Consider the following 23,976-nt stretch of genomic DNA (forward strand, 5'->3'; position numbering starts at 1 on the left):
GCACCCATGACCGCGTTTGATTACCGCCACGGCGAACTGTACGCCGAAGGGGTCGCATTATCTGCGATTGCCGCCGAGTACGACACCCCTTGCTTCGTTTACTCGCGCAGCGCCATAGAGCAGGCCTACCAGGCCTGGGACTCGGCGCTTCAGGGCGTGCCGCACCTGGTCTGTTTTGCCGTCAAGGCCAACTCCAACCTGGCCGTACTGAATCTGCTGGCCCGCCAGGGTGCCGGCTTCGACATCGTCTCCGGTGGCGAACTGGAGCGGGTACTGGCCGCCGGGGGCGAACCCTCGCGCATCGTCTTCTCCGGTCTGGGCAAGACCGCCGCCGAGATGCGCCGCGCACTTGAGGTCGGCATTCACTGCTTCAACGTTGAATCGGCCGCCGAGCTGGAACGGCTGCAGCAGGTGGCAGCCGAACTCAACGTCAAGGCGCCCATTTCGCTGCGAGTGAACCCCGATGTCGACGCCAAGACGCACCCCTACATCTCCACCGGGCTGAAGGAAAACAAGTTCGGCATCGATATCGCCCAGGCGCCCGCCGTCTATCGCCGTGCAGCCGAACTGAGCCACATCGAGATCTGTGGCGTGGATTGCCACATCGGCTCGCAGCTGACCGACGACACGCCTTTTATCGATGCCCTGCAGCGCCTGCTGCAACTAATCGATGGCCTGGCCGAAGAAGGCATACAGATTCGCCATCTGGATCTGGGTGGTGGCCTGGGTGTGACTTACCGGGACGAAACGCCGCCGAGCCCCGGTGCTTATCTGGCCAAGGTGCGCGAGGCACTGGCCGGCCGTGACCTGACCCTGCTGTTTGAACCGGGCCGCTCCATCGTCGCCAATGCCGGTGTGATGCTGACCCGCGTCAACCTGCTCAAACCGACCGAGCACAAGAACTTCGCGATCATCGACGGCGCGATGAACGACCTGATTCGCCCGGCCCTGTACAGCGCCTGGATGGGCATCGATGCGGTCAAACCGCGTAGCGACGTGGCCGCGCAGGCCTGGGACATTGTTGGCCCAGTGTGCGAAACCGGCGACTTTCTGGGCAAGGACCGCGAGCTGGCACTGGCCGAGGGCGACCTGTTGGCCGTACGTTCCGCCGGCGCCTACGGTTTTGTGATGAGCTCCAACTACAACACCCGTCCACGCGCTGCCGAAGTGCTGGTGGACGGTGAGCAGACCCATCTGGTGCGTCGTCGCGAGACGGTCGCCGAACTGCTGGCCGGCGAGCGCCTGCTGCCCGAGGACTGACATGCTGCTGCGATTCACCAAGATGCACGGTCTGGGCAACGACTTCATGGTCATCGACCTGGTCACCCAGCACGCGCAGCTGTCCGCCAAGCAGATACGCCAGTGGAGTGACCGGCATACCGGCATCGGCTTTGATCAGCTGCTGGTGGTCGAGCCGCCGAACGACCCGGATACCGACTTCCGCTACCGCATCTACAACGCCGATGGCAGCGAAGTGGAGCAATGCGGCAACGGCGCGCGCTGCTTTGCGCGCTTCGTGCAGGACAAACGCCTGACTGCGAAGAAAGTCATCCATGTAGAAACCAGCGGCGGCCCGATTACCCTGCGCGTGCGCCGCGATGGCCAGGTCACGGTCGACATGGGCGCACCGCGCTTTGCTCCTGCCGAGGTGCCCTTCATTGCCGAACAGGAAGCCGACCAATATGCCTTTGAGGTGGCGGGCGAGCAGTTGATGGTCTCGGCGGTTTCCATGGGCAACCCGCACTGCGTGACCCTGGTGGACGACATAAACAACGGCACACTCGAACGCCTGGGCGCGCACATAGAGGCGCACCCGCGCTTCCCGCGCAAGGTCAATGCCGGCTTTATGCAGGTGATTGATCACGGACACGCGCGACTGCGCGTATTCGAGCGCGGCGTGGGCGAAACCCAGGCCTGCGGCACCGGCGCCTGCGCCGCGGCGGTCGCCGGCATCCGCCTGGGTCTGTTACGCTCCCCGGTACAGATTCAACTGCCGGGCGGCAACCTGCAGATCGAATGGGCCGGCCCCGGCCAACCCGTACTGATGACCGGCCCTGCTACCCGGGTCTATGAAGGACAGATACGCGTATGAGCGAGCACCAGCCGCACCCCAGCGATGAGATCGATGCCGAGCAGGTCACCGAGTACCTGCGTCGTCACCCGGCCTTTTTCGCCGAGCACGACGAACTGCTGGCCGACCTGATCATTCCCCACGAGCGCGGCCAGGCCGTGTCACTGGTGGAGCGCCAGGTCAAGCTGCTGCGTGAGCGCAACATCGATGTGCGCCATCGGTTGAACCAGTTGATGGACACCGCCCGCGAGAATGACCGCCTGTTCGACAAGAGCCGCCGACTGATTCTTGGCATGCTGGAGGCGCAGAGTCTGGAGCAGGTCATTGCCAGCCTGGAAGATAGCCTGCGCAATGACTTTCAGGTGCCTTTCGTGTGCCTGATCCTGTTTACCGAAGCCGATCGCTATTCCAATGCGCACTGCGTGACCCACGCCGCCGCCAAGGAGGCCATCGGTCATCTGCTCGACAACGGCAAACCGGTCAGCGGCGCACTACGCCCGGACGAGCTGCGCTTCCTGTTTGGCGAGTCCGCCGAGGAAGTAGCCTCCACCGCCTTTGCACCCATCAGCCACCAAGGGTTGCACGGCGTACTGGCACTCGGCAGCAAGGATGCGCAGCAGTACCGCAGCGCCACCGGTACGCTGTTCCTCGGTTACGTGGCCGACGCCCTGGCCCGCATTCTGCTGCGCCAACGTCCGCTGGCTGATGAAAGCCACGCCTGAGCCGGCCGGTGCCGCCACGGCCCCGGCCGCCGACAGCGATATTGACGCCTTTCTGCGCCACCTGCGCACCGAGCGCCAACTGTCGCCGCGCACTCTTGAAGCCTACGCCCACGACCTGCAGCAGGTATTGCTGTTCCGCCAGCAACGCCAGCTATCTGACTGGGAGCAACTAACCGCCCAGCAGTTGCGCCATTACGTTGCCCAGCAACACCAGCAAGGCCTGTCGCCGCGCAGCCTGCAACGCCAGCTCAGCGCCATTCGCAGTTTTTACCGCTATCTGCTGCGTGAACGGCGCTGCCAGCTCAATCCCGCGCTGGACCTGCGCGCACCCAAGACGGGCAAGAAACTGCCGAAGACCCTGGATGCCGACCTGGCCGGCCGGCTGCTAGACGACAACGGCGATCCGGATTGGCTGCAATTACGTGATCAGGCCATGCTGGAGTTGTTCTACTCATCAGGCTTGCGCCTCGCCGAACTGGCCGGACTGGACGTCGCCGACCTGGATCTGCAACAGGGTGAGGTACGGGTACTTGGCAAGGGCAACAAGACTCGCCTGCTGCCGGTAGGGCGCATGGCCAGGGCAGCGCTGCAGGCCTGGTTGGCCGTGCGCCCCGCCTTGCCGGGCGCAGCACAGCCGGTGTTCGTCAGCCAGCGCGGCACCCAGCTGACACCCAGGGCCATTCAGCTGCGGGTGCGCCGCCGCGGCGTAGAGCGCATCGGCCAGCACCTGCATCCGCACATGTTGCGGCATTCGTTCGCCAGCCACATGCTGGAGTCGTCCGGCGACCTGCGCGCCGTGCAGGAGCTGCTCGGCCACGCCGACATCAGCACCACCCAGATCTACACCCACCTGGACTTTCAACATCTCGCGCAGGTCTACGACAAGGCCCACCCGCGCGCCAAACGCAAAGCGGATACCGAATGATTCAACTCGTTACCTTCGATCTGGACAACACCCTGTGGGAAACCGACAGCGTGGTCGCTGCCGCCGAGCAGGTGCTGCTGCGCTGGCTGGAAAGGAATGCCGCCCAGTTCGCCAAGCAGCTCAGCCCGGAGGCGCGCAAAGCGCTGCGCGATGAGGTGCTGGCGGCGCAGCCCGAGCTGCGCCACCGCGTAACGCCGCTGCGTATTGCCGTGCTGGAGTTGGGTTTGCGCAAGGCGGGTTATAGCGACGAGCAGGCCAGTGAGCTGGCGGCGCAGGGCTTCAAGGTATTCCTCGATGCGCGGCACCAACTGGAGTACTTCCCGCACGCCGAGCTGGTGCTGGAGCTGCTGTCGCGGCAATACCAATTGGCGAGCATCTCCAACGGCAATGCCGATGTGCGCCGTCTGGGGCTGGATCGCTTTTTCAAGATCATCGTTTCAGCCGACGAGGTCGGCCTGAGCAAGCCCGACGCTGCGCCCTTTCGCGCAGCGCTGCAGGCCGCCGGTGTTGAGCCGTCACGGGCCTTGCACATTGGTGACCATCCTGGTGATGACATTCAGGGCGCGCTCGACGTGGGCATGCACACCCTGTGGTTCAACCCGCAGGGCAACGCCTGGCCACAGCAGCCGCGCCCGCATGGCGAGGTGCGCTGCCTGAGCGAGATTCCGCCGTGGCTCAACCGCTACGTGAAGTACGCAAAGCGCTAGACGCAAGGCACCGCCTGAGGGCGGCGGTGCTCGCACTGGGACAGTGCCTTAGATGGGACGGCTGCCGTACTTGTTATCCGGCTTGCGTGGTGGATCAGACACCACATTGGAGTCGATCTCTTGCACCTTGCCGCCACGGGACAGAAACTCTTCCATCTGCCGCGCCAGCATCTCGCGCTCACGCTCCTTGGCTTCCAGTGATGCGCTCTCCAGCTCTTCCGGCTGGGCATTCTTCTTGCGCGGTTTGCTGGTGGCTACCTCGCCTTCAGAATCGTCATCGCTGTCATCCAGCTGATCGCTGACCTCGGTGTCTTCGACGCCGTCCAGATCATCGTCCATATCATCGCTCATGCCCCACACCCTCCCAAGGGAAAACACGCTATATATAGCGCATTCGGGTGATTTGGCTAGCCCCCCCGCAGAAAATATTTGCGAGCTGCTGCCTGTGCTAGAGGGTCGCGCCCTCGGTCAGGCGCGCCAACTGATCAAGGTCGGTCTGCACGCCGGATGTCTCGCGGATACGCGCCAGAATCTGCCGCTTCAGCTCAATAAAGGCCGGCTCCAGCTTCATGTCCTGGTGGCGCACCGCCGGCAGCGGCACGTCGTACACGCTGTCGATGCGGCCGGGCCGGGGCGCCATCAGCACAATACGGCTGCCGAGGTAGATGGCTTCTTCCACATCATGAGTAACGAACAGAATGGTGCTCTTCTCCAATCGGTGCACGTGCCGAATGAGGTCGTGCATCACCTCGCGCGTTTGCGCGTCCAGCGCACCGAAGGGCTCATCCATCAACAGAAAATCCGGGCGCGGCATCAGCGCGCGGGCAATCGCCACACGCTGCTGCATGCCGCCCGAAAGCTGGCTAGGGTAAGCGCCAGCAAAACTCTGCAAGCCCATCAGGTTGAGCAAGGCATCAGCCCGGCCGCTGGCGGTCTCGACGTCAGCCTGGCTCTTTACCGTGTCCGCAATCACTTTGAGCTGACGGCAGAATTTTATGTTCTGCGTGACCGTCAGCCAGGGGTACAGACTGTAGTGCTGGAACACCATGGCACGGTCTACGCCGGGTCCGTCAATTGGCTGATCGTGCAGCAGAATGTCGCCGCAGCTGTGGGTCTCCAGTCCCGCCAGAATACGCAGCAGAGTGGACTTGCCGCAGCCAGAGGCGCCTACAAAGGTGATGAACTCGTTAGGCTGCACTTCCAGATTGACGTCGCGCAGGGCCTCAATGCTCTGGTCGCGGGTCTCGAACAGCTTGCCAACGTTACGAATGCTGATGCAGGACTTGTCCATCACGGTTACCTCTTCTGCCAATGGAAGGCTCGGCGACCGAGCCAGCGGAACGCCTGGTCGGTCAACAGGCCGATCAAACCGATCAGCAGGATGCCGGCGAAAATCTTGTCGGTGTGCATGTAACGCTGGGCGCGCAGAATCGCGTAACCCAGGCCGGAGTTGGAGGCCACCAGCTCCGCCACCACCAGATAGGTCCAGGCCCAGCCGCAGGTGATGCGCAGAGTATCAAGCAGCGCCGGACGGGCCGACGGCAAGACCACCAACCGGATGATTTCACTGCGACTCGCGCCCATGGTTTGCGCCGCTTCGATCTGCGCCATGGGTACGCGGCGAATATCCTCAGCGGCCATCAGCACCATCTGAAAGAAGGTGCCGATAAAGATGATCAGAATCTTGGAGCCTTCGCCGATTCCCACCCAGAGCATCACCAGCGGAATAAAGGCGACCGCCGGCATATAACGAATAAAGTCGATCAGCGGCTCAAGGGTCGCCTGTACCGGCTTGTAAGTACCCAGATAGAGACCGAGCGGCAAGGCGATCAGCGCCGAAATCAAAAAGCCAGCCATCACCCGGTAGACGCTGATGGTGATGTCGCCCCAGAGGCCGTCCTCCTGCCACCAGTTCCAGGTACGTTCTGCCACCGCCCCCGGCCCTGGCATGAACAGCGGGTCGTTCAACCCCAGTGCCGTGTACAGCCACCAGATCAAAAACGGGGCGGCCAGCCCGGCGGCGGTCAGCAGCCCGGCGGTGCGCGGTGACAGCGACCCGCGTACCGCCCACCAACGCGCGCGCGGTTTTCGCACAGCCGTGGGTCGGGTTTCAGGCAATGGGGCGGGTGCGTTCATACCAGCGTCTCCTTGATCAAAGCCTGCAGGCGCGGCAAGGGAGCGCGACGCCAACCATTTTCCGGCGGATGAATACCCAACCAGGCGACCGGCAGCTCAGACCACTGCTGCGCATCGGCGGGCACCGAGAACAGGCTGCCAGTGGCAGCCGGCAGCGTGCTGTAGAGAATGTGCCAGGGCAACTCGCCGCCCTGAATGCGCCCGAAGGTCAGCTCACAGCTCAGCAGCAGCTCGGCATCACGGCTGCTGTCGTGCAGATACTGCAGCAGCGAGCGCCGTGTACTCAGACGCAGCGGACGATCAGCCGCAAACATGAAGTAGTCACCGGCGCGCAGCAGGCAGGCACGGCGCCCAGAGCCGTCGGCACTGTGCAGCCAACTTTCCGCCACCGGGCCTATCGAGTCCGGTAGGCGCTGCCAGACTTCCAGGTAACTGCCGTCCAGTGCGGTTTCATGCACTTCTTCACTGCTGACGAAGGCCATATTGCCGATGTCAGCACCGCTGTCGGGATGGAAGTCGATCGCACGGTGCCATTGGCAGCGTTGCTCGGTAGCCTGGGTCAGCCCGGCAAAACCCGCCAGGCGTGCGCGCTCCAGCGGCAGCTTGGGCGCGGGGTCGGGGATGCGCAGGTCACTGTGCAGATGCGCGCTCTGCAACCAGAACACCCGGGTAGTGGTGTCTTCGCTGCCGTCGGCAAGTCGCAGCAATGTGCGTTGCCAGACACCGTGGTAAGCCTCAGGAACAGTGTTCATTGGTGATACTCCGGGAAGCGTTTGAGGGTGCGCCAGAACGCCATGTCGTGGTTCGGCCAAAGCTCGGCACCGGTCTCACCGGCAATGCGCTTGAGTTTGCGAATACTGTCCAGCGCCATGTCCTCGCGGTCGCGCCAGCACAGTCCGGGGGCGATTTCATCGTCGAGGTTTTCGGTCAGGTCGGCGGCATCACCGGTGAGGATCACCGGCGCGCCGGTCGGTAACTCGATCATCAGCGACATGTGCCCGGCAGTGTGGCCCGGCGTGTTGATCGCCCGCAGACCAGACAGCAGGTCGTACTCGTCCTGCTGCAGGCGCCAGCGCACGTTGCCGGCAAAGTCGTCGGCGAAGTAGGCGTCATCGGCCGGCTCGCGGGCGGCGTGCAGTTCGTCTTCGTGTACATGCACCTCGGCGCCGCAAACGTCGCACAGACCACCGGCGTGATCAAAGTGCAGGTGGCTGAGAAACACCATGTCGATGTCTTTGCAGGTCAGCCCGAGCTTCGCCAGATGGGCTTCGAGCCGCTGCTCTTCACTCATCTGCGGCGGCCCCATGGGAAACTCCACCGGGTCGTACCAGCGCGCGCGCAGCGCAGGATCGCTTAGTTTGTTGTAGTCACAACCCACGTCGAACAACACCCGACCCTGTTTGGTTTCGATCAGGAAGGCCAGAATCGGCGCCTCGATCTGCACCCCGTGGCCACGGCCACGGGTCGAGATCGACTTGTCGTAGTGATGGGTGGCGGTCAACAACGGCCAGAGCTTCTGCACCTGGGTCATGCTGCCTCCCGCAGGGCGCTGAGCAGCGCCGCACTGTCACAGACCTCGCCGAAGATGCCGCCCTCGACGCCAATCATCGCCAGCGCTGCGGCGTGCAACTCGGGGTGCGCGGAGGCGCAGGCATCGCTCACGGTCAGGCAATTGAAGCCGCGGTCAATGGCGCTGCGCAGGGTCGAGCTGACGCAGACTTCGGTGGTCACCCCGGTGATGATCAGCGTGTCGATCCCGCGGCTGCGCAGGATCAGTTCCAGATCAGTGGCGGCAAAGGCGCAGTAGCCTGGTTTATCGATCACCGGTTCACCCGCCTGCGGCTGCAGCTCGTCGATCAAGTCATGGCCGTATTCACCACGTACCAGCAACCGGCCCAGCGGGCCAGAGGCACCAATCGGCGCGCCGCTGCGTTCGGCGCGGATACGCTTCCAATCCGCCAGGTCAGACAGATCCGTGCGGTGCCCCTCGCGGGTATGCACCACCAGCATGCCCGCTGTCCGAGCCGCTGCCAGCAACCGCTGCTGGGCCGGAATCGGCGCGCGCAGACAGGCGATATCCAGCCCGGCCTGGTCGGCATAGCCGCCGGGGGCGCAGAAGTCGCGCTGCATGTCGATCAGCAGCAACGCGGTGCGTGAGGGCTCCAGCGCCAGCATCTCAGGCCTCCAGTTTGAATTCGTGACGCACGGCGGCGGTGATGCCGGTGACGATGTCGTCGGCCATGCGCGCGCCCTTCTCGGCGGTCGAACCCAGCGCCGACGACAGCACCCCGGATGGCGGCACCCACTCGGTGCGGGTCGGGTACATGTCGTAGGGCGGAAAGTCGGCGGGCGGGTCGCTCGGGATCTTGTCGAGGCTGACCAGATGCGGCAGGTAGTGCAGCATCAGCGAGGTTTCGATCACCGCGGCATGCTCCAGCGCAAAACCGGGGAAGCCGTCGGGGAAGATGTCGTCCAGGGTATCTTTGCGGCAGAAGTCCCAGTGCTCAAGACGCATGACTTCCAGCTCGCAGCCGGGCCCGAGTTCGCGCAGCGCCAGTTGAATACCCTCGGTGACAAACCAGGTGTTCTCGTAGTGACCCAGCACCAGTACCAGACGCTTGACGCCATGGCGGGCAAACTCGCGCACCGCATCCTGTACCAGCGCGATCAGGGTGGCGCCGTCGAGGCTGGTGGTGCCGCAGAAATGCTGGCCGCCGCCACACTTGGGCTGCGACTTGTAGCCGTAGGCCAGCGCCGGGGCAACGATGCCATCGATCTGCGCGGCCACATCGGCACTCAATGCGGTCGACAGCAGTGCATCGGTACCCAGCGGCAGATGCGGGCCATGCTGTTCGGTCGCGCCACAGGGCAGGAGTACCACCGCACCCTGCTCGACCCGTTGCTGGTATTCGACCCAGCTGATCTGATCCATATAGACACGTGCCATCAGGGCATACTCCTCGTCAGTTGCTTGGGCGCGCGCTCCGGCCAGCCGGCCATCACCGCCGCCAGGGTGACCATGCCGGCACCCAGCCAGGTGCGCGGGGCGAGCGCTTCATCGTTAAACCAGGCCACCGACAGCACGGCAGCAATCAATTCGAATACCACCAGCACGGCGGCGCGGCTGGCTTCCAGGTGGGTCACGCCGTATTGCGCGCCCAGCGTCGCGAGAAGCAGCCAAGCCACCGCGAACAGCGCGATCCACAACCAGGTCGACGGCGCCAGCGTGGGTACGCCCTGCGCCAACAGCAGGCAGGCGGCGCCGGCGAACAGGCTGCTGCCGACAAAAGCGGCGACCGTCTTGCTCAGCATCGGCACCCGATCCGCCGCGCGGGTCGCCAGGTTGTTCAACGCAAAACCCAGCCCCGCGCTCAGCGCCAGCCAGTCTATTGCGGTCAGGCTGGCGAAGGTCTGCGCATTGACGCCCAGCGTCAGGCCGATGCCGGCCAGGGCCAGCAGCAGTGCTGCCAAGCGCAGCGCGGTCAGCCGCTCGCGCAGCAGCAACCAGCCACCGAGGACACCCCACACCGGCGCCAGATAAAACAGCAGCATCACCCGCACCAGATCCTCGCCCAGCGACAGTGATGACAACAAAGCCGCATTCGCCCAGCCGCCGAAAAGCACTATGCCCAACACACCCCAGCGCTGTTGCCACCAGGCGGCGCGCTGCCAGTACAGCAGCGGCAGGGCAAAGAGTGCGATCAGGCCGTAACTCACCAGCACCATGGGCATGCCGCTGATGCCCTGCGCGGCAAACGCCTGCAGCGGCAACCAGCTGGTGCCCCAGAGAATGGTCGCCAGGATCAGCACCCATTCCGGTCGCAGCATCAGCCACCCATCCAGGCGCCGCCGTTGGCACCAAGCATCTGGCCGGTGAAGAAACTCGCTGCCGGCGACAGCAGAAAACACACCGCGGCGGCGATTTCCTCGGGGCGCCCCAGACGCCCGGCGGGAATCGCCAGCTCCTTGGCAATCCATTCTTCGCTCATGTGCTCCAGCGACACCATGGCGGTATCCACCGGCCCCGGCGCCACGCCGTTGACCCTAATGTGCGGGGCGAACTCGCGCGCCAGCGACTTGGTCATGCCGATCACGCCGGCCTTGGCGGTGCAGTAGGCGACGTAGTTCTCGCGGCCCAGCTGGCCCAGTTCCGAGGCGATATTGACGATGGCGCCGCGACCAGCCCCGCTCATGCTTTCCAGCGCGTATCGGCAACAGCGATAAACGCCATCCAGATCGACCGCCATGATCCGCCGCCAATCCTCTTCCGAGGTGTCCAGAAAGCTCTGTTCCTGGATGATGCCGGCGTTGTTGACCAGCCCGTCCAGCGGCCCGGTGGCGGTGATGCAAGCGAACATTTCAGCCACCGCATCGGGGTCGCTCACGTCAGCTTCGATTGCCGTGGCGCGGCCCCCGGCAGCGCCGATCTGATCGACCAGCGCGGCGCTGGCATCCGCCTGCCCCAGATGGTTGATCCAAACTTCGGCGCCCTGCTCGGCCAGCATCAGCGCGCAGGCACGACCGATGCCGGTCGCGGCGCCAGTGGCCAGCACGCGCTGACCCTCGAGTGCAAATTTCATCATCAGTGCATTACCTCACCGCGGCTGACCACCAGTGCCTGGCCGGTCATCGCGGCAGCGGCGGGCGAGCCGAGAAACAGAAAAGTGCCAGCCAGGTCCGCCGGTGTGAGCAGCTCAGGGATCGCCTGGGCAGAGAGAATGTGCTGCAGCTCAGCCTGCTTGCTGCGGCCATTGTCCGCCGCGATGCTACGCAGCGAAGCCATTGCCGCATCGGTAGCAATCCAGCCGGGGCACACGGCATTCACCCGAATGCGTTGGGCGCCCAGCTCCCAGGCCAATGAACGGGTCAGGCCGATCACCGCATGCTTGCTGGCTACGTACGCGGAGAATCCCGCCACCGCACTCAGTCCCCAGATAGACGACTGGTTGATCACGCTGCTGCCCTCACCGAGCAGTGGCAGCAAGGCCCGCGTCAGGCGCCACATCGACACCACGTTGTTGTCCAGCTGCACTTGCCAGCGGCGGTTGGCGTCAGCGCTGTCGTCCAGTAACGGCGTGGGCTGCTCCATACCGGCGTTGTTGATCAGTACCTGCACCTGGGCACAGCGACCAGCCAATACCTGCGCGTACTCGCTGACGGCAGCATCATCGTTCAGATCGATCGCGGTACCTTGTACTTCAGTCGTCGTACTCAGTGCCTCGACGACCGCGGCGAGTGTTATACCGTTGCGATCCAGCAACTCCAGTTGCGCGCCCTGGGCGGCAAAGGCCTCGGCCAAGGCACGACCGATGCCGCTGGCAGCGCCGCTTATGACGACCGTGCAACCGTGATAATCGAGGGTCTGCATGCTCATACCGCCGTCAGGAAAGACACGCCCACCGCACCGTAGAAATTCTCGGCACGCTTGGGACCATCAACAAACTCGCCGTAGTCGTCGCTCAGCACCCGGCGCATGCGATGGCGATGGAAGCTGCTGAGCAGCTCGCTCATGGGCACTACCTGACGGTAGGCGTCGCCGTACAGCTCGGTGTGCATCTTTGGCAGGCGATACCAGGGCGCCACCGGTTTCTCGTGGTGCGCGTTGTGGTAAGAGAAATTCAGCAACAGCAGGTTCAGCGCCGGCCAGCGCAGCGACACCACGTTGCTGAAGGTATTGGTTTGCTCGTAAGCGCGGTCGCGCAGCTTGTCGGCCGGGATCTTGCCGTCGTCTTCCAGCACCGCGAAGGCGTCGTAGGTGTGTTGGTAGGCATCGGCGAAGCGCAGCACCGTGACCATGATCAGCCAGGCAACGCAGTACAGCACCAGTGCGCTGAACGAAAGCCAGCCGAGTACGGCAAACAGCGCCGCGCGAATCAGCAGTACCGTCAGCACCTTGCCGCGACGGGCACGGTGCTTCTCGCTCCGACTGATGAAGGGCAGCAACACTACGTAAAAATGCATGATCAGCTCGACCGCTGGGATGTAGGCCCATTCCAGTGCCAGTACCAGCTTGCGCACCCAGGCGGGCAGGCTGTTGAGGAATGCCTTGTTGTCAAAGGTGATAACGTCCGCACGGTCTACATGGTGGCGCATGTGTTTGCGCCGCAGGTCCTGGAAGTCGGCGTAACAGCCGCCTGTCATCCAGCTGAAAATCTCGCCCGCCCGCGCGTTGTGCGCCGGCTTGCTGAAAATGGTGCCATGGGCAAATTCGTGAACCAGGTAAGCGCCGATAATCATCGTGTGCGCCACCAGCAACAGGCCCGCCAGCTTGGCAGCCCAGTGTGGTGTCAGCAGCAAGGCGATGCCGGTAGCGTAACCGCCCAGGCTGTAGGCCATCGCCAGGGTGTTCCACACCCGGCCATCGGCATAGCGGTACAACGGCTTGGATGCGGGCTTGGATTTGGTTTGGGATGCGGACATGCTTCCTCCCGGAATACAGTGCATTGGGCAGGCGCTCGGCACCTGCCCGGTTGATTACTCGGTCAAAGCCTGTACGAAGCTGGCATCAAAGGTGTCGGCAAAGTCCGGTACCGCCGGGATCTGCTTGTTCTTCACCAGCAGGTCGGCAATCACCGCGCCGCTACCATAGAAGGAGGTGGTCTCTGCCGACTCGATGAAGTTCTTGCTCATCTCGTCCAGCGGGATGTTGTAGACGCCTTCCATCTGCTCCATGGCTTCGGCACCGCTGACACCCAGCACCTTGCCGATGATCTCCGCCGACTCGTCAGGGTGGGCCTGCATGTACTCCAGGCCGGCCTGATAGCCCTTGATCATCGCGCTGATGGCGTCGGGCTCGGCCTTGATCATTTTTTCATCAAAGGCCAGCACGTCGGTGATCAGACCCGGTGCATCCTTGGAGGAATAGACCACGTGGAATTTGTCGCCGCCGGCCATGCCGAGAATCTGCGAAACGTTGGGCTCATAGGTCACACCAACCGGCAGGCTGCCGGACGCCATGGCGCTGGGAATGCCCTCCGGCGTCATGTTGACTGCCTGGATGTCCTTCTCGGTCATGTCATTGACCTGCAGCGCGTAAGCGAGCAGGAAGTCGGACGGTGACAGCGGGTTGTAGCCCACCTGCTTGCCTTTGAAATCGGCAACCGTGGCGATGGACTTGTCCGCAACAATGGCATCACCGCCGTTGGAAAAGTCGATCGGCATAACCACGCGGTGCTTCAGCCCCTTGGCGACCGAGCCGACCACTTGGTCGTAGGTCAGCATGGCGCCGTCAACCGCACCGCCAGCCATGGCCGAGGGCAGCAACGCCGGGTCGTTGAAGAATTGCAGTTCGACGTCGAGACCAAACTGGTCGTAGAGATCAAGTTTGTCTGCCACATAGAAGGGACCGTAACCGGCCCAGACCACAGTGCCTATGGTCATGGAGTCGGCCGCTTGCGCAGCAACAGGAGACAGCACGGCAGCGGCAGCCAGACTGGCGCCAGCCAGGGTCTTGCGGAGAAAGCTGAAACGTGGGGCGGTCATGGGTACAACTCCTACACAGTGAAAAAAAGGCACGGGGCGACGTCGTCATGACGATCTCCCGGGCTTTTATCCCGCCGTGTAGCTCTCATTCCTTGAGAACCGGAAAACTCTCGGACCAGTCACCTGTAAAACAGGCCGGAACCCTAGTTCGCCTAAGTACTACTCCAATGTGTGATGCGTCATGAGTCAGTGACGACTCATCCCGTTTCACAGGTAATCAATGCATTCTTGGTGCCAGCACGCCAAAAACACTAAAAAGGCATTTTATTTCAGGGCGTTAGAGAAAAAAGACGCAACCTGGAAGCAGACCATGGGTGGGGCAAAACGCAATTGCGTGCCCAACCACGGAGCCAGTCACACCATTGCGGTGCGCTTACTCGCCCTGCAGAGTGGCCAGCAGATGGCGACCGCCGGCATGCACACGGTGCTCGCCCAGATAGATGCCCTGCCAGGTGCCCATGGCCAGGCGACCGTCGCTCACCGGGATGCTCAACTGCACACCCAGCAGGCTCGACTTGATATGCGCGGTCATGTCGTCCGGACCTTCATAGGTGTGTTTGAAGTAAGGGGTGTCATCCGCGACCGCACGCCGGAAAAAAGCCTCAAAGTCTTCACGCACCAGCGGATCAGCGTTCTCGTTCACCGTCAGCGAGGCAGAGGTGTGCTGCAGCCACAGATGCAACAACCCCACCCGCACCGAGCCGAGTTCGGGCAGCGCTGCGAGTATTTCCTGATCAATCAGATGAAACCCGCGCGAGCGCGCCTTAAGGTTGATGCGTTTTTGTAGCCACATACTGGCCTCTCACTCCCCTTTTTACATTTCCTGCGCGCGCTGCGCCTGCTCGGCCAGGCGCAGGGTTTCGTGCTGTTCCATGGCCAGCAAATCCTGCATCAACTCGCGGCCGCCAGCCGTCTCCGCGCGGCCTTCGAGATAACGGTACAAGTCGAGCGCATCGTTGTGCAGATCGAATACCCGTGTGCAGATGGCGTCGTAGTCCAGGCCGGCAAAACTCACTTCCAAATCCAGCGTGCGCGTGCGCGGGTTATCGGTGAAATGGTCGTACACCCAACTATCGAGCACATTGATGTCGGCCTGCTGCTCAAAGCGCGCCACCATTTGCTGCATACAGCGCTCGTGATCCGCCAGGTATTGCAGCAACCAGCGCATGCGCTCCGTGGTTTCGCCCGACACCGCACCGGCCTCCATGCACTTGGCGAGCTGCCCGTGCATATGCTGCGTCCATTCAATCAACTCACGATAGGTTTCCGCTTTCATCAAGCCTCCTGCTGGTGCGCAAGCGTTGCGCCCTGATTGTTTACCTGATTTTTTGGCCCCAGCGTGGCAGGCAAGTTCAGTACGAGCTGTAACCTGGGGTTGCAGCCGGGCCACCGACTGCCGCTGTCGGCGGTGCGCCGCGCATGACAGCCTGTTACACCAAAGGTAAACTACGCCGCCTGCGGCTGCAGCCGAAAATGCCGCCTCCCTGATATTACCTCTGCCGGAGTCACCGGCCAGGACCCCCAGCATGATCCGCATAAACGAACTGCAATTGCCCCTCGACCACCCCGCCGATGCCTTGCGTACGGCCATTGTGGCGCGCCTGAAAATCAGCGATGCCCAGTTGCTGGCTTTCAGCGTATTCAAGCGCAGCTACGACGCGCGCAAGAAGAACAGCGAAATCACCTTTGTCTACATCATTGATGCCACGCTGGCCGACGAAGCGCCAGTGCTCAAGCGCTTTGCCGAGGACCGCAACGTGCGACCCGCGCCGGACACCGCGTACTATCCGGTTGCCCAGGCACCCGAGGGGCTGACTGAGCGCCCGCTGATCATCGGCTTTGGCCCCTGCGGCCTGTTCGCCGCACTCACCCTGGCGCAGATGGGCTTCAAGCCCATAGTGCTGGAGCGCGGGCGAGACGTGCGCAGCCGTACCAAGGACACCTGGGCGCTATGGCGCAACAAGGTGTTGTCACCCGAATCCAACGTGCAGTTTGGTGAAGGCGGCGCGGGCCTATTCTCTGACGGCAAACTCTACAGCCAGATCAAGGACCCCAAGTTCTATGGTCGCAAGGTCATGCAGGAGTTTGTCCGCGCCGGCGCGCCAGAGGAAATCATGTTCGTCAGCAAGCCACACATCGGCACCTTTCGCCTCACCGGCGTAGTGTCGAGCATGCGCGAAGAAATCAAGGCACTGGGTGGCGAAGTAAGATTTGATAGCCGCGTTACCGATTTCATCATCAACGACGGTCGCATCGAAGGCGTGCAGCTGAGCAGCGGTGAAGAGTTACGCAGCCGTTATGTGGTGCTCGCGCTGGGCCACAGCGCGCGCGATACCTTCCGCACGCTACACCAGCGTGGCGTCTATGTTGAGGCCAAACCCTTCGCCGTCGGCTTTCGTATCGAACACCCGCAATCGCTGATCGACCAGGCGCGGCTCGGCAAATACGCCGGCCATCCGGAGCTGGGCGCGGCTGATTACAAGCTGGTACACCACGCCAAAAACGGCCGGGCGGTGTACAGCTTCTGCATGTGCCCGGGCGGCATGGTGGTAGCCGCGACCTCAGAGCCAGGCCGCGTAGTGACCAACGGCATGAGCCAATATTCGCGCAACGAGCGCAATGCCAATGCCGGCATTGTGGTGGGCATTCATCCCGAGCAGGACTTCCCCGGCAGCCCGCTGGCTGGCGTTGAGCTGCAGGAGAAACTGGAGTCTCGTGCCTATGAGCTGGGCGGCAGCGACTACTGCGCGCCCGGCCAGCTGGTTGGCGACTTTATCCGCGGCAAGGCCTCCAGCACCCTCGGTGAAGTGCAGCCATCCTATCAACCGGGCGTGCTGCTGGGCGACCTGGCGCAAGCGCTGCCTGCCTATGCGATTGATGCCATCCGCGAAGCTTTGCCGGCCTTTGGCAAACAGATTCGCGGCTTCGACCGGCATGATGCGGTACTCACCGGGATCGAAACTCGTACCTCATCGCCCGTGCGCATCAAGCGCGACAATCTCTCGCTGCAGAGCCTCAACACGCGTGGCCTCTACCCCGCCGGTGAAGGGGCTGGCTATGCCGGCGGCATTCTCTCGGCAGGCGTCGACGGCATCAAGGTGGCAGAGGCACTGGCCACCGCGATGCTGGCGGATTTAAAGAGCGTGTAATACCAGCAAGTTCATTTAAGACTTTATCTGTGCGGCGAAATCAAGGATGCGCTTCGCCGTGCTGTCGGTAAGTTGGCAGGACTGGCGCACTTTCAGGTACCGGTTGCGCTTTTAACTCAGCTATCAAAGCCTTCATCTCAGCAATTTCCCGCACTTGGGCTTTGATGATGCCGTCGGCCAACTCGCGCACGCGCGGGTCGCGAATACGGGCACGCTCGCTGGTCATGATCGCAATGGAATGGTGTGGAATCATCGCGCTCATATAACTCACATCATCAACCGTCTGCTGGCTGCGCACCAACCAAAGAGACCCCGCAAAAATAAGCAGCGATACGCCCAGGATCACGCTATTCAAAAGCTTGTTCGCGTACATTTTCCACATGAATAGCATCATCACCACACCCATGGTCGCGCCCATCAGCAAGGCCATCCAGGCGCGCGTCTGACTGAAAGTAACGTGCTCCACGGCGTACGTGTTGAGATACATCAGACCGAACATCACGATGGTTGATGTAGCTATCATGCTGAAGAACATGCGGTAAGACATACTTCCTCCTATCAGATGGTTTTTACCAACATCCAGATAGCCATACCGACCATCATCAGATTCTCGGTAAGCGAAATAAAGCCAAGGGGTACATTGCTGTCGCCACCGACACAAGCGCACTTGAGTTCGCGCTTATCCACATAAACCGCTTTGAATACCGATACAGCGCCAATAGTGCCTATGATCATCGCCAGCGGAATGGCCAGCCAGAGCATCGCCCCGGCGATCATCAATATGCCGGCAAGCGCCTCACCGAAGGGGTACAGATAGGCATATCGCACCCAGCGTTGCGCCAACAGGTCGTACCCTAGAAACATATTCGAGAAGCTTTCCAGGTCACGCAGCTTGAGTATCGCCAGCACACACATGGAAATGGCAACAAACCACTCCAGGGCGCGCACACTAAACACAGTGCCCAGCGCAGCAAAACTGAACCCCAGCGCCATTAGCGCCGCTGTGGCGAAGACCGCAATTACCGGTTGGTAGGTCACTGCATCCGGATCCTTTACCGACTTGCCAAAATAGCGGCGCAAATCGTCATAACCCCCTACGCGCTGGTTATCGATAAAAGTTTGCGGCGTGGTATCAACATCGTGCTTGTGCTTGAAAGCATCGGTTTCTTCGCGACTTGTCAGCCAATGATCTTCCACCTGAAAACCTTCGCGCTTGAGCAGGTCGAGAGATTTCAGCCCAAAGGGGCAGAGATGGTTTTTCATTACCATGCGATAGAGTGTTGCTTCGCGTTGTTGATCCGTCATCACCTCACCTCGCTTTATCCGTTACTAAAACTGCAGTTACCGCTGGCGTTATCAGCCGGACGGCTAACAGGAGCATTACTGGTCAATCAATACGCCGATAGCGGCGCGTCTTGGTTATTCCGACCTACATTGCTCCTGCCCTGTTCCGCCGCCAGCTAGAACATCAGGCGCACGCCAGCCACTGCAAACCAAGCCTGATCAGGCTCGCCATGTTCAGCGGCAAAATCTGCAGTGCGCCCGAAACTGCGTTCATAGACCACACCAACGTAGGGCGAAACGCTGCGGTCTATCAGGTCGTAACTCAAGCGCAGGCCCAGCTCCATGCTGCTCAGCCCGGCCCCTACACCAACCTCTTCGTCATCCGAAAAGGCCGCGTCGAGCTCAGCGGAGGGCGTTAATATCAGACGATTGCTCAGCAGGATTTCATATTCGGCATCCAGGTCCATCGACAGGTCGCCCCGATCGCTGACATACAGATTGCTATCCATCTCAACCCAATAGGGCGCCAGACCAGCCAGCCCGACAAAAGCGTACTGCCGATTCTGCCCATCGGGCGTGTCAAAGCGCAGCCCAGCCTTGGCATCAAAGAAGGTGGAAACCGGAACCTGCAATGCCAATTGATTTTCCAGCGTCTCGTAAACCTCTTCCTGGAAGTCATACTCTCCTTCAGTGATCCAGCGAAGCTTGAGATCGTCAGTGCCGTAAAAGGCATCGGCACTCCAGTAACCCAGCTCCTCGCCGCGATCACCTGCGCGGTACTCCAATTCCTCGACCTGCACGCCATAGAAATAGCCGCTGTGCATCGAATGCTTCATTTGCGCTTCCATCGCCTGCACAGGCACGGCTGGCAGCAAGCCAGTTGCCAGCGCAAAAATGACTTTCCTCATTGCGCACCTCCTGCTGCTGTGGCCGGCCCACCTTCTACAATCACGGTGCGGAACATGCCCGCCGCCGCGTGGTAAGACAGGTGACAGTGGAACGCCCATTTACCCGGCGCATCCACTTCCGTCTCCATGTAGACGGTAGTGCCCGGCGCCACACTGACCACATGCTTGACCGGGTTCCACTTATCCGCACCCACGTCCAGAATCGACCACATGCCGTGCAGGTGCATGGGGTGAGTCATCATGGTTTCGTTGACGAATTTAAAGCGTACCCGCTCGCCATACTGCAACCGTATGGGCTCAGCATCCGCCTCCTTGACGCCGTTGATCGACCAGATATAGCGCTCCATATTGCCCGTTAGGCGCAGTTCGATTTCGCGTGTGGGTTCGCGGTCGGCGTATAAGGGTTTTTGAGCCCGCAGGTCGGCGTACGACAGAAACTTACCATCGTTGTAGGCACTCGGAATCAAGCCGCTGCCGGAGGCGTAGAAGGGATCGGCAGGCAGCGCTGCTTCATCCATCGCCATCTTGGCGTGATCCATCCCAGCCATACCTGACATGTCCATCTTCGAATGATCCATGCCCTGCATACCCGACATGTCCATCTTCGAATGACCCATGCCACTCATGTCGCTGTGGTTCATGTCGCCGTGATCCATACCGGCCATGTCACCGTTGTTCATGCCGCTGTGATCCATACCCGCATGCGCCATGCCCATATCAGCCATGGTCAGCAGCGGTGCCGGGCGCAGCTCCGGCATCTCGCCCTGCATGCCTTCGCGCGGCGCCAAGGTGCCGCGAGCAAAGCCCGAGCGACCCATGGATTCGGCAAACAGGGTGTAGGCGCGGTCGTCCTTGGGCTGAACGATCACGTCATAGGTCTCGGCAACACCAATACGCAACTCATCCACCGTGACCGGCTGTACGTTATTGCCATCGGCCTGCACCACCGTCATTTTCAAGCCTGGGAGCCGCACATCGAAGTAGGTCATGGCCGAGGAGTTGATCAGCCGCAGGCGCACCCGCTCACCGGGGTTGAACAATCCGGTCCAGTTCTGCTCCGGGCCTTTGCCGTTGATCAGCCCGGTGAAGCCCTGCACATCTTCCACATCAGCCGCCATCATGCGCATCTGCCCCCACATGAGCTGATCATTCAGCGTCGCGGCAATACCATCACGCTTGCTGTCGGCCCAAAAACTGGCGACAGTCTGCTGCTGGCGATTGTAGTAATCAGGCATCATCTTCAAATTGCGCATGATGCGATCGCCCGAATGCGGGTGCTTGTCGGTGAGTTGCACCACGTAGTCGCGGTCATACCGATAAGGTTCACGACCCTGCGGCTCGATGACGATGGCGCCGTAGGCCCCGTCCGGCTCCTGAAACCCGGAGTGACTGTGGAACCAGTAGGTCCCTGACTGCTTGATCGCAAAGCGATAGGTAAAGGTCTCGCCCGGTTCAATGCCGGGATAGCTGATGCCGGGCACACCGTCCATCTGAAACGGCAGAACCAGGCCGTGCCAGTGAATCGAAGTCATTTCGTCCAGGTTATTGGTTACCTTGATAACGACCTCTTCGCCCTCTTTAAACCGCAACACTGGCCCCGGCGAGGCGCCGTTGTAACCGATGCCCGGTTTTTGGAAACTGCCGACGTCGATCATCACCCGATCAACCGTCAGCGCGTATTCACCGCCCAGCGCCATCATCGGCGCAAGCAATACCAGTAGCAGCATCTGCCGCATCACATTTATATACATCCGCGTCTATACCTCAGCCATTGGTTCCACCCACTGATCCAACCCCTCTGCTCACTGCACGCTAATCTCACCCTGCATGCCCGCCTGATAGTGGCCTGGCACATTGCAGGCAAACTGCAGATCGGCCGCTTTAGCGAATGTCCAGATAATCTCGCTCTGCTCACCGGGCTCCAGCAACACACTGTTCGGATCGTCATGTTTCATGGTCTGGCCGTTGCCCATATCCATCTCCATCATGCTGCGATCCAGCTTGTCGCCTTTCAGCACACCGTGCTGCACCATCATCAGCATTTCTGCCTGATGCCGCTCGTGCATCTCGGCGGTACCAATATTGAACTCGTGTACCAGGGCGCCCTGATTGGTAATCTCAAAGCGCACTGTTTCTCCGTCGCTGACGCTGAGGCTTTCCGGTTCGAAGTAGTTATCGTGCATGCTGATCGCAATCGTTCGCGTCACTTCGGAGGCCTTGCCTGGCTGGCCTATTGGCGCCGCAGCAGCGTGTTGATCATGCCCCACGGAGGCCTTCACGCCAGAAACAACCAGCAATGCCAGGAGCCCTGCGGTTACCGATAACAGCGTTTTCTTCATAACCTTCCACCTCTACTTCACAAGCGAATGCACACGCTTCCGGGCACTCACAAAAAATCGCTTTGAATTGACAACCACCCGGGTTGCCGATGCACTCTCACAGCCTGCTGGTCCGTGATCAGGCGCTCAGCATGGCGCGCGAAACTGAATCCTGACTGAATACATCTGAAAAGAGAGGCACCCCATGCGGCTGCTGTTGGTAGAAGATGACCCCTTGCTGCAAAGCAGCTTGCGCCAGAGCCTGGCACAGGCTGGCTTCGCGGTAGACACCAGCGACTCAGCCCGGACAGCCACGCAGCTGGGGTTGCAGGAAAGCTACCGCGTCGCCGTGGTCGATATTGGCCTGCCCGATGGCAATGGATTGGAGGTCATGCAGCACTGGCGGCAGGGCGGCTGTGAAATGCCGGTCCTATTACTGACTGCCCGCGACGGTTGGCAGGACAAGGTCAACGGTCTCAAGGCCGGCGCCGACGACTACCTGGCAAAGCCGTTTCACTGGGAAGAACTGCTGGCTCGGCTGCACGCGCTGATCAGGCGCAGTGAAGGCCGCACCGCTAACGTCATCGAGGCTGGCCGCTATCGCCTTGACGAAGAGCGCCAACGCGTCTGCACGCCCGACGGACAATGGCATGGCTTGACCGGCACCGAGTTTCGCTTACTGCGCTGCTTCATGAGCCGTCCGAACCGGCTGTTCTCCAAGGAAGATCTGCTGGAGCAACTCTACAACCTCGACGCCGAGCCCAGCCTGAACACCATAGAAGCCTATATCCGCCGGCTGCGTCTGTTGATTGGCCGCCATGCAATTCAAACCCAGCGAGGCCAAGGCTATGTCTTTACTGCCCAGGAGTAAGCCCGGACGCTCGATTCGCACCACCCTGCTGTGCTGGTTGCTACCCTTCGCCGCCGTGTTTATGGGTGTTGCCTGGTTTCTGCACGGCGTATTGCTCGAACGCATGGCGCAGGACTTCGTGCGCGAGCGGTTGCAACAGGAAGCCGCCTTCATGGAACAGCACCTGCGCAGCGCCAGCAGCGGCGAGGCACGCCAACGCATCTGGCAACAGGCGAGCCAGAGCACCGGGGCGCACCATTTGTATGCCGTCCGCCTGGCTGACAGCGAGCTGTTCTCGCATCCCCAATGGCGGCTCCAGTTGCAGCCCTGGCTGGAACAAACCCAGCCCGGCCTGCAAACGCTCAGTGCACAGCTACCTGCACACACGGCGAGAAGCCAGTTTCTCGCCTACCGCATCAGCACCCAACTGGACGGGCGGCCACTGGTTATCGTGGTGGCTGAGGACGTGAGCGTCCTCAAGGCTGGCGAACATAAACTGCACCTGTGGACAGCCATAGTCGCGATCGCGCTGCTACTAGTGCTGATCGGCATGATCCTGCTGGCCGTGCACCTGGCCCTGCGCCCCACCACGCAGCTACGCTACCAACTGCAGCAACTCCGGCAAGGCAGCCGCTCACGGCTAGACGACCAGGTGCCGGCAGAATTCCAAAAGCTCATTCAGCAGCTCAACCAGTTGCTGGACACGCTGGATCAGCGGCTGGAGCACTCGCGTCAGGCGCATGCCAACCTCTCGCATAGCGTGAAAACCCCCATCGCTGCCATCACCCAGATGATGAACAACAGCAAGGCCCCCATGACCGCCGAGATACGCCTGCAGATCGTCAGCAAGCTGGCCGAGATCAACCGTCAACTCGATAGCGCCATGCGCTGCACCCGCACCGCCGGCCCGCAACTCGGCAAAACCGCCAAGGCAGTAAACCAGACACGCGAGATGCTGTGGATGATCGGTCGCCTGCACCCGCACAAGCACTTCGAGCTGGACATCCAGGGCGATGAAAGCCAAAGCTGGCCGATAGAGGAGCAGGATCTCAACGAACTGCTCGGCAATCTGATCGACAACGCGGGCAAGTGGGCGCATTCCCAGGTACGGGTGCAGCTGCGCCAGGATGCACAGACATTCGAGATTGCGGTGGCGGACGACGGGGCCGGCGTAGCCGAAGATCAGCTCGAGCAATTGGGTACCCGCGGCATGCGGCTGGATCAGCAAATGCCCGGCCACGGCATCGGTTTGGCCATCGTCCGCGATATCGCCGCACGCTATGGCGCAACCCTGAGCTTTGCACGCAGCGCGCAGGGCGGCTTGCTAGCCCGCATTCGCTTGCCTTGTCGGCCCTGAGCTGGGACCGCAAACAAAAAGGGCGCCCACTGGGCGCCCTCTTTGTTATTTCCGGTAGTGCCAGTCA

Annotated in this window: 27 protein-coding genes and 1 riboswitch; of the genes, 8 read left to right on the top strand and 19 right to left on the bottom strand. The window is 61.5% G+C overall.

The genetic code is table 11. The features are described 5' to 3' along the window. The first annotated feature begins 6 nt into the window (after nt 1-6). Genes lysA through BLU26_RS10535 form a run of 5 tightly spaced genes read left to right on the top strand, consistent with a single transcriptional unit; the run spans nt 7 to nt 4,425 of the window. Complete coding sequence (gene lysA, locus BLU26_RS10515) at nt 7-1,260, top strand: diaminopimelate decarboxylase (protein WP_092286429.1); 1,254 nt, start codon at nt 7-9, stop codon at nt 1,258-1,260. Nucleotide 1,261: 1 nt separating this feature from the next. Further along, nucleotides 1,262-2,092, top strand: a complete 831-nt coding sequence (dapF, locus tag BLU26_RS10520) for a diaminopimelate epimerase (protein ID WP_092286431.1) — start codon at nt 1,262-1,264, stop codon at nt 2,090-2,092. Continuing rightward, nucleotides 2,089-2,793 (top strand): DUF484 family protein, encoded by a 705-nt coding sequence (locus BLU26_RS10525; RefSeq protein WP_092286433.1) that lies wholly within the window; start codon nt 2,089-2,091, stop codon nt 2,791-2,793. The genes dapF and BLU26_RS10525 overlap by 4 nt, the downstream gene beginning before the upstream one ends. Continuing rightward, a complete protein-coding gene (gene xerC, locus BLU26_RS10530; protein ID WP_092286435.1) occupies nt 2,777-3,718 on the top strand; it encodes a tyrosine recombinase XerC in 942 nt (313 codons plus the stop codon). The genes BLU26_RS10525 and xerC overlap by 17 nt, the downstream gene beginning before the upstream one ends. Continuing rightward, entirely contained in the window at nt 3,715-4,425 is a 711-nt protein-coding gene (locus BLU26_RS10535) for an HAD family hydrolase (protein ID WP_092286437.1), read from the top strand. The genes xerC and BLU26_RS10535 overlap by 4 nt, the downstream gene beginning before the upstream one ends. A gap of 48 nt (nt 4,426-4,473) precedes the next feature. On the opposite strand, the gene BLU26_RS10540 is transcribed toward BLU26_RS10535, so the two are convergent. The 14 genes from BLU26_RS10540 to BLU26_RS10605 all read right to left on the bottom strand — a co-directional run bounded on the left by BLU26_RS10540 (nt 4,474) and on the right by BLU26_RS10605 (nt 15,319). After that, the gene (locus BLU26_RS10540; RefSeq protein WP_092286439.1) at nt 4,474-4,776 is read right to left on the bottom strand and encodes a hypothetical protein; all 303 of its coding nucleotides are present in this window, start codon (nt 4,774-4,776) and stop codon (nt 4,474-4,476) included. Between the two features lie 97 nt (nt 4,777-4,873). Beyond that, complete coding sequence (locus BLU26_RS10545; RefSeq protein WP_092286441.1) at nt 4,874-5,716, bottom strand: ABC transporter ATP-binding protein; 843 nt, start codon at nt 5,714-5,716, stop codon at nt 4,874-4,876. A gap of 5 nt (nt 5,717-5,721) precedes the next feature. Beyond that, nucleotides 5,722-6,561: an ABC transporter permease gene (locus tag BLU26_RS10550; RefSeq protein WP_092286443.1), complete on the bottom strand. Its 840-nt coding sequence runs from the start codon at nt 6,559-6,561 to the stop codon at nt 5,722-5,724. After that, nucleotides 6,558-7,313 (bottom strand): hypothetical protein, encoded by a 756-nt coding sequence (locus tag BLU26_RS10555; protein ID WP_092286445.1) that lies wholly within the window; start codon nt 7,311-7,313, stop codon nt 6,558-6,560. The genes BLU26_RS10550 and BLU26_RS10555 overlap by 4 nt, the downstream gene beginning before the upstream one ends. Continuing rightward, nucleotides 7,310-8,092 carry an N-acyl homoserine lactonase family protein gene (locus BLU26_RS10560; RefSeq protein ID WP_092286448.1) on the bottom strand — a complete coding sequence of 261 codons (783 nt, stop codon included), beginning with the start codon at nt 8,090-8,092 and terminating at the stop codon, nt 7,310-7,312. Before BLU26_RS10560 ends, BLU26_RS10555 begins: the two co-directional genes overlap by 4 nt. After that, nucleotides 8,089-8,736, bottom strand: coding sequence for a cysteine hydrolase family protein (locus BLU26_RS10565; protein WP_092286450.1), 648 nt, complete (start codon nt 8,734-8,736; stop codon nt 8,089-8,091). Before BLU26_RS10565 ends, BLU26_RS10560 begins: the two co-directional genes overlap by 4 nt. A 1-nt stretch (nt 8,737) precedes the next feature. After that, nucleotides 8,738-9,508 carry a creatininase gene (locus tag BLU26_RS10570; protein ID WP_092286452.1) on the bottom strand — a complete coding sequence of 257 codons (771 nt, stop codon included), beginning with the start codon at nt 9,506-9,508 and terminating at the stop codon, nt 8,738-8,740. Beyond that, nucleotides 9,508-10,389, bottom strand: coding sequence for a DMT family transporter (locus BLU26_RS10575; RefSeq protein WP_092286454.1), 882 nt, complete (start codon nt 10,387-10,389; stop codon nt 9,508-9,510). Before BLU26_RS10575 ends, BLU26_RS10570 begins: the two co-directional genes overlap by 1 nt. Continuing rightward, complete coding sequence (locus BLU26_RS10580; protein WP_231701927.1) at nt 10,389-11,144, bottom strand: SDR family NAD(P)-dependent oxidoreductase; 756 nt, start codon at nt 11,142-11,144, stop codon at nt 10,389-10,391. Before BLU26_RS10580 ends, BLU26_RS10575 begins: the two co-directional genes overlap by 1 nt. Then, the gene (locus BLU26_RS10585; RefSeq protein ID WP_231701928.1) at nt 11,144-11,935 is read right to left on the bottom strand and encodes an SDR family NAD(P)-dependent oxidoreductase; all 792 of its coding nucleotides are present in this window, start codon (nt 11,933-11,935) and stop codon (nt 11,144-11,146) included. The genes BLU26_RS10580 and BLU26_RS10585 overlap by 1 nt, the downstream gene beginning before the upstream one ends. Then, nucleotides 11,932-12,981, bottom strand: coding sequence for a fatty acid desaturase family protein (locus BLU26_RS10590; RefSeq protein WP_092286460.1), 1,050 nt, complete (start codon nt 12,979-12,981; stop codon nt 11,932-11,934). The genes BLU26_RS10585 and BLU26_RS10590 overlap by 4 nt, the downstream gene beginning before the upstream one ends. A gap of 54 nt (nt 12,982-13,035) precedes the next feature. Next, nucleotides 13,036-14,043, bottom strand: coding sequence for an ABC transporter substrate-binding protein (locus BLU26_RS10595; protein WP_092286462.1), 1,008 nt, complete (start codon nt 14,041-14,043; stop codon nt 13,036-13,038). A gap of 53 nt (nt 14,044-14,096) precedes the next feature. After that, a riboswitch (guanidine-I (ykkC/yxkD leader) is annotated at nt 14,097-14,201 on the bottom strand. A gap of 215 nt (nt 14,202-14,416) precedes the next feature. Next, a complete protein-coding gene (locus BLU26_RS10600; RefSeq protein WP_092286464.1) occupies nt 14,417-14,836 on the bottom strand; it encodes a secondary thiamine-phosphate synthase enzyme YjbQ in 420 nt (139 codons plus the stop codon). A gap of 21 nt (nt 14,837-14,857) precedes the next feature. Beyond that, on the bottom strand, nt 14,858-15,319 hold the full coding sequence (locus BLU26_RS10605) for a hypothetical protein (RefSeq protein WP_092286466.1): 462 nt from the start codon (nt 15,317-15,319) through the stop codon (nt 14,858-14,860). Nucleotides 15,320-15,569: 250 nt separating this feature from the next. Here BLU26_RS10605 and BLU26_RS10610 point away from each other — a divergent pair, with 250 nt between their 5' ends. Next, a complete protein-coding gene (locus BLU26_RS10610) occupies nt 15,570-17,192 on the top strand; it encodes an NAD(P)/FAD-dependent oxidoreductase (protein ID WP_092286468.1) in 1,623 nt (540 codons plus the stop codon). Nucleotides 17,193-17,232: 40 nt separating this feature from the next. On the opposite strand, the gene BLU26_RS10615 is transcribed toward BLU26_RS10610, so the two are convergent. The 5 genes from BLU26_RS10615 to BLU26_RS10640 all read right to left on the bottom strand — a co-directional run bounded on the left by BLU26_RS10615 (nt 17,233) and on the right by BLU26_RS10640 (nt 21,723). After that, complete coding sequence (locus BLU26_RS10615; protein WP_092286470.1) at nt 17,233-17,739, bottom strand: DUF305 domain-containing protein; 507 nt, start codon at nt 17,737-17,739, stop codon at nt 17,233-17,235. Between the two features lie 11 nt (nt 17,740-17,750). Then, nucleotides 17,751-18,497, bottom strand: a complete 747-nt coding sequence (locus BLU26_RS18580) for a MauE/DoxX family redox-associated membrane protein (RefSeq protein ID WP_157719351.1) — start codon at nt 18,495-18,497, stop codon at nt 17,751-17,753. A gap of 155 nt (nt 18,498-18,652) precedes the next feature. Then, nucleotides 18,653-19,384, bottom strand: a complete 732-nt coding sequence (locus tag BLU26_RS10630; RefSeq protein WP_092286474.1) for a copper resistance protein B — start codon at nt 19,382-19,384, stop codon at nt 18,653-18,655. Further along, the gene (locus tag BLU26_RS10635) at nt 19,381-21,135 is read right to left on the bottom strand and encodes a copper resistance system multicopper oxidase (protein WP_231701929.1); all 1,755 of its coding nucleotides are present in this window, start codon (nt 21,133-21,135) and stop codon (nt 19,381-19,383) included. Before BLU26_RS10635 ends, BLU26_RS10630 begins: the two co-directional genes overlap by 4 nt. A 51-nt stretch (nt 21,136-21,186) precedes the next feature. After that, nucleotides 21,187-21,723, bottom strand: a complete 537-nt coding sequence (locus BLU26_RS10640; RefSeq protein ID WP_092286476.1) for a cupredoxin domain-containing protein — start codon at nt 21,721-21,723, stop codon at nt 21,187-21,189. A gap of 184 nt (nt 21,724-21,907) precedes the next feature. Between BLU26_RS10640 and BLU26_RS10645 the strand changes: the two genes are divergently transcribed. Together BLU26_RS10645 and BLU26_RS10650 are read left to right on the top strand one after the other, a co-directional pair. Then, nucleotides 21,908-22,573, top strand: coding sequence for a response regulator transcription factor (locus BLU26_RS10645; protein ID WP_092286478.1), 666 nt, complete (start codon nt 21,908-21,910; stop codon nt 22,571-22,573). Beyond that, entirely contained in the window at nt 22,551-23,909 is a 1,359-nt protein-coding gene (locus tag BLU26_RS10650; protein ID WP_172830657.1) for an ATP-binding protein, read from the top strand. The genes BLU26_RS10645 and BLU26_RS10650 overlap by 23 nt, the downstream gene beginning before the upstream one ends. Nucleotides 23,910-23,976: the final 67 nt, after the last annotated feature.

Source organism: Halopseudomonas sabulinigri (assembly GCF_900105255.1).
GTDB classification, from domain to species: domain Bacteria; phylum Pseudomonadota; class Gammaproteobacteria; order Pseudomonadales; family Pseudomonadaceae; genus Halopseudomonas; species Halopseudomonas sabulinigri.

Coding starts and splice junctions, on each gene's coding strand:
- BLU26_RS10560 (WP_092286448.1), bottom strand. CDS start 8,092: ATGACCCAGGTGCAGAAGCTCTGGCCGTTGTTGACCGCCACCCATCAC.
- BLU26_RS10590 (WP_092286460.1), bottom strand. CDS start 12,981: ATGTCCGCATCCCAAACCAAATCCAAGCCCGCATCCAAGCCGTTGTAC.
- BLU26_RS10650 (WP_172830657.1), top strand. CDS start 22,551: ATGTCTTTACTGCCCAGGAGTAAGCCCGGACGCTCGATTCGCACCACC.
- BLU26_RS10645 (WP_092286478.1), top strand. CDS start 21,908: ATGCGGCTGCTGTTGGTAGAAGATGACCCCTTGCTGCAAAGCAGCTTG.
- BLU26_RS10600 (WP_092286464.1), bottom strand. CDS start 14,836: ATGTGGCTACAAAAACGCATCAACCTTAAGGCGCGCTCGCGCGGGTTT.
- BLU26_RS10585 (WP_231701928.1), bottom strand. CDS start 11,935: ATGAGCATGCAGACCCTCGATTATCACGGTTGCACGGTCGTCATAAGC.
- BLU26_RS10615 (WP_092286470.1), bottom strand. CDS start 17,739: ATGTCTTACCGCATGTTCTTCAGCATGATAGCTACATCAACCATCGTG.
- BLU26_RS10570 (WP_092286452.1), bottom strand. CDS start 9,508: ATGGCACGTGTCTATATGGATCAGATCAGCTGGGTCGAATACCAGCAA.
- BLU26_RS10565 (WP_092286450.1), bottom strand. CDS start 8,736: ATGCTGGCGCTGGAGCCCTCACGCACCGCGTTGCTGCTGATCGACATG.
- BLU26_RS10595 (WP_092286462.1), bottom strand. CDS start 14,043: ATGACCGCCCCACGTTTCAGCTTTCTCCGCAAGACCCTGGCTGGCGCC.
- BLU26_RS10640 (WP_092286476.1), bottom strand. CDS start 21,723: ATGAAGAAAACGCTGTTATCGGTAACCGCAGGGCTCCTGGCATTGCTG.
- BLU26_RS10545 (WP_092286441.1), bottom strand. CDS start 5,716: ATGGACAAGTCCTGCATCAGCATTCGTAACGTTGGCAAGCTGTTCGAG.
- lysA (WP_092286429.1), top strand. CDS start 7: ATGACCGCGTTTGATTACCGCCACGGCGAACTGTACGCCGAAGGGGTC.
- BLU26_RS18580 (WP_157719351.1), bottom strand. CDS start 18,497: ATGACGGATCAACAACGCGAAGCAACACTCTATCGCATGGTAATGAAA.
- BLU26_RS10540 (WP_092286439.1), bottom strand. CDS start 4,776: ATGAGCGATGATATGGACGATGATCTGGACGGCGTCGAAGACACCGAG.
- dapF (WP_092286431.1), top strand. CDS start 1,262: ATGCTGCTGCGATTCACCAAGATGCACGGTCTGGGCAACGACTTCATG.
- BLU26_RS10630 (WP_092286474.1), bottom strand. CDS start 19,384: ATGAGGAAAGTCATTTTTGCGCTGGCAACTGGCTTGCTGCCAGCCGTG.
- BLU26_RS10555 (WP_092286445.1), bottom strand. CDS start 7,313: ATGAACACTGTTCCTGAGGCTTACCACGGTGTCTGGCAACGCACATTG.
- BLU26_RS10610 (WP_092286468.1), top strand. CDS start 15,570: ATGATCCGCATAAACGAACTGCAATTGCCCCTCGACCACCCCGCCGAT.
- BLU26_RS10525 (WP_092286433.1), top strand. CDS start 2,089: ATGAGCGAGCACCAGCCGCACCCCAGCGATGAGATCGATGCCGAGCAG.
- BLU26_RS10550 (WP_092286443.1), bottom strand. CDS start 6,561: ATGAACGCACCCGCCCCATTGCCTGAAACCCGACCCACGGCTGTGCGA.
- BLU26_RS10575 (WP_092286454.1), bottom strand. CDS start 10,389: ATGCTGCGACCGGAATGGGTGCTGATCCTGGCGACCATTCTCTGGGGC.
- BLU26_RS10605 (WP_092286466.1), bottom strand. CDS start 15,319: ATGAAAGCGGAAACCTATCGTGAGTTGATTGAATGGACGCAGCATATG.
- BLU26_RS10535 (WP_092286437.1), top strand. CDS start 3,715: ATGATTCAACTCGTTACCTTCGATCTGGACAACACCCTGTGGGAAACC.
- BLU26_RS10635 (WP_231701929.1), bottom strand. CDS start 21,135: ATGTATATAAATGTGATGCGGCAGATGCTGCTACTGGTATTGCTTGCG.
- xerC (WP_092286435.1), top strand. CDS start 2,777: ATGAAAGCCACGCCTGAGCCGGCCGGTGCCGCCACGGCCCCGGCCGCC.
- BLU26_RS10580 (WP_231701927.1), bottom strand. CDS start 11,144: ATGATGAAATTTGCACTCGAGGGTCAGCGCGTGCTGGCCACTGGCGCC.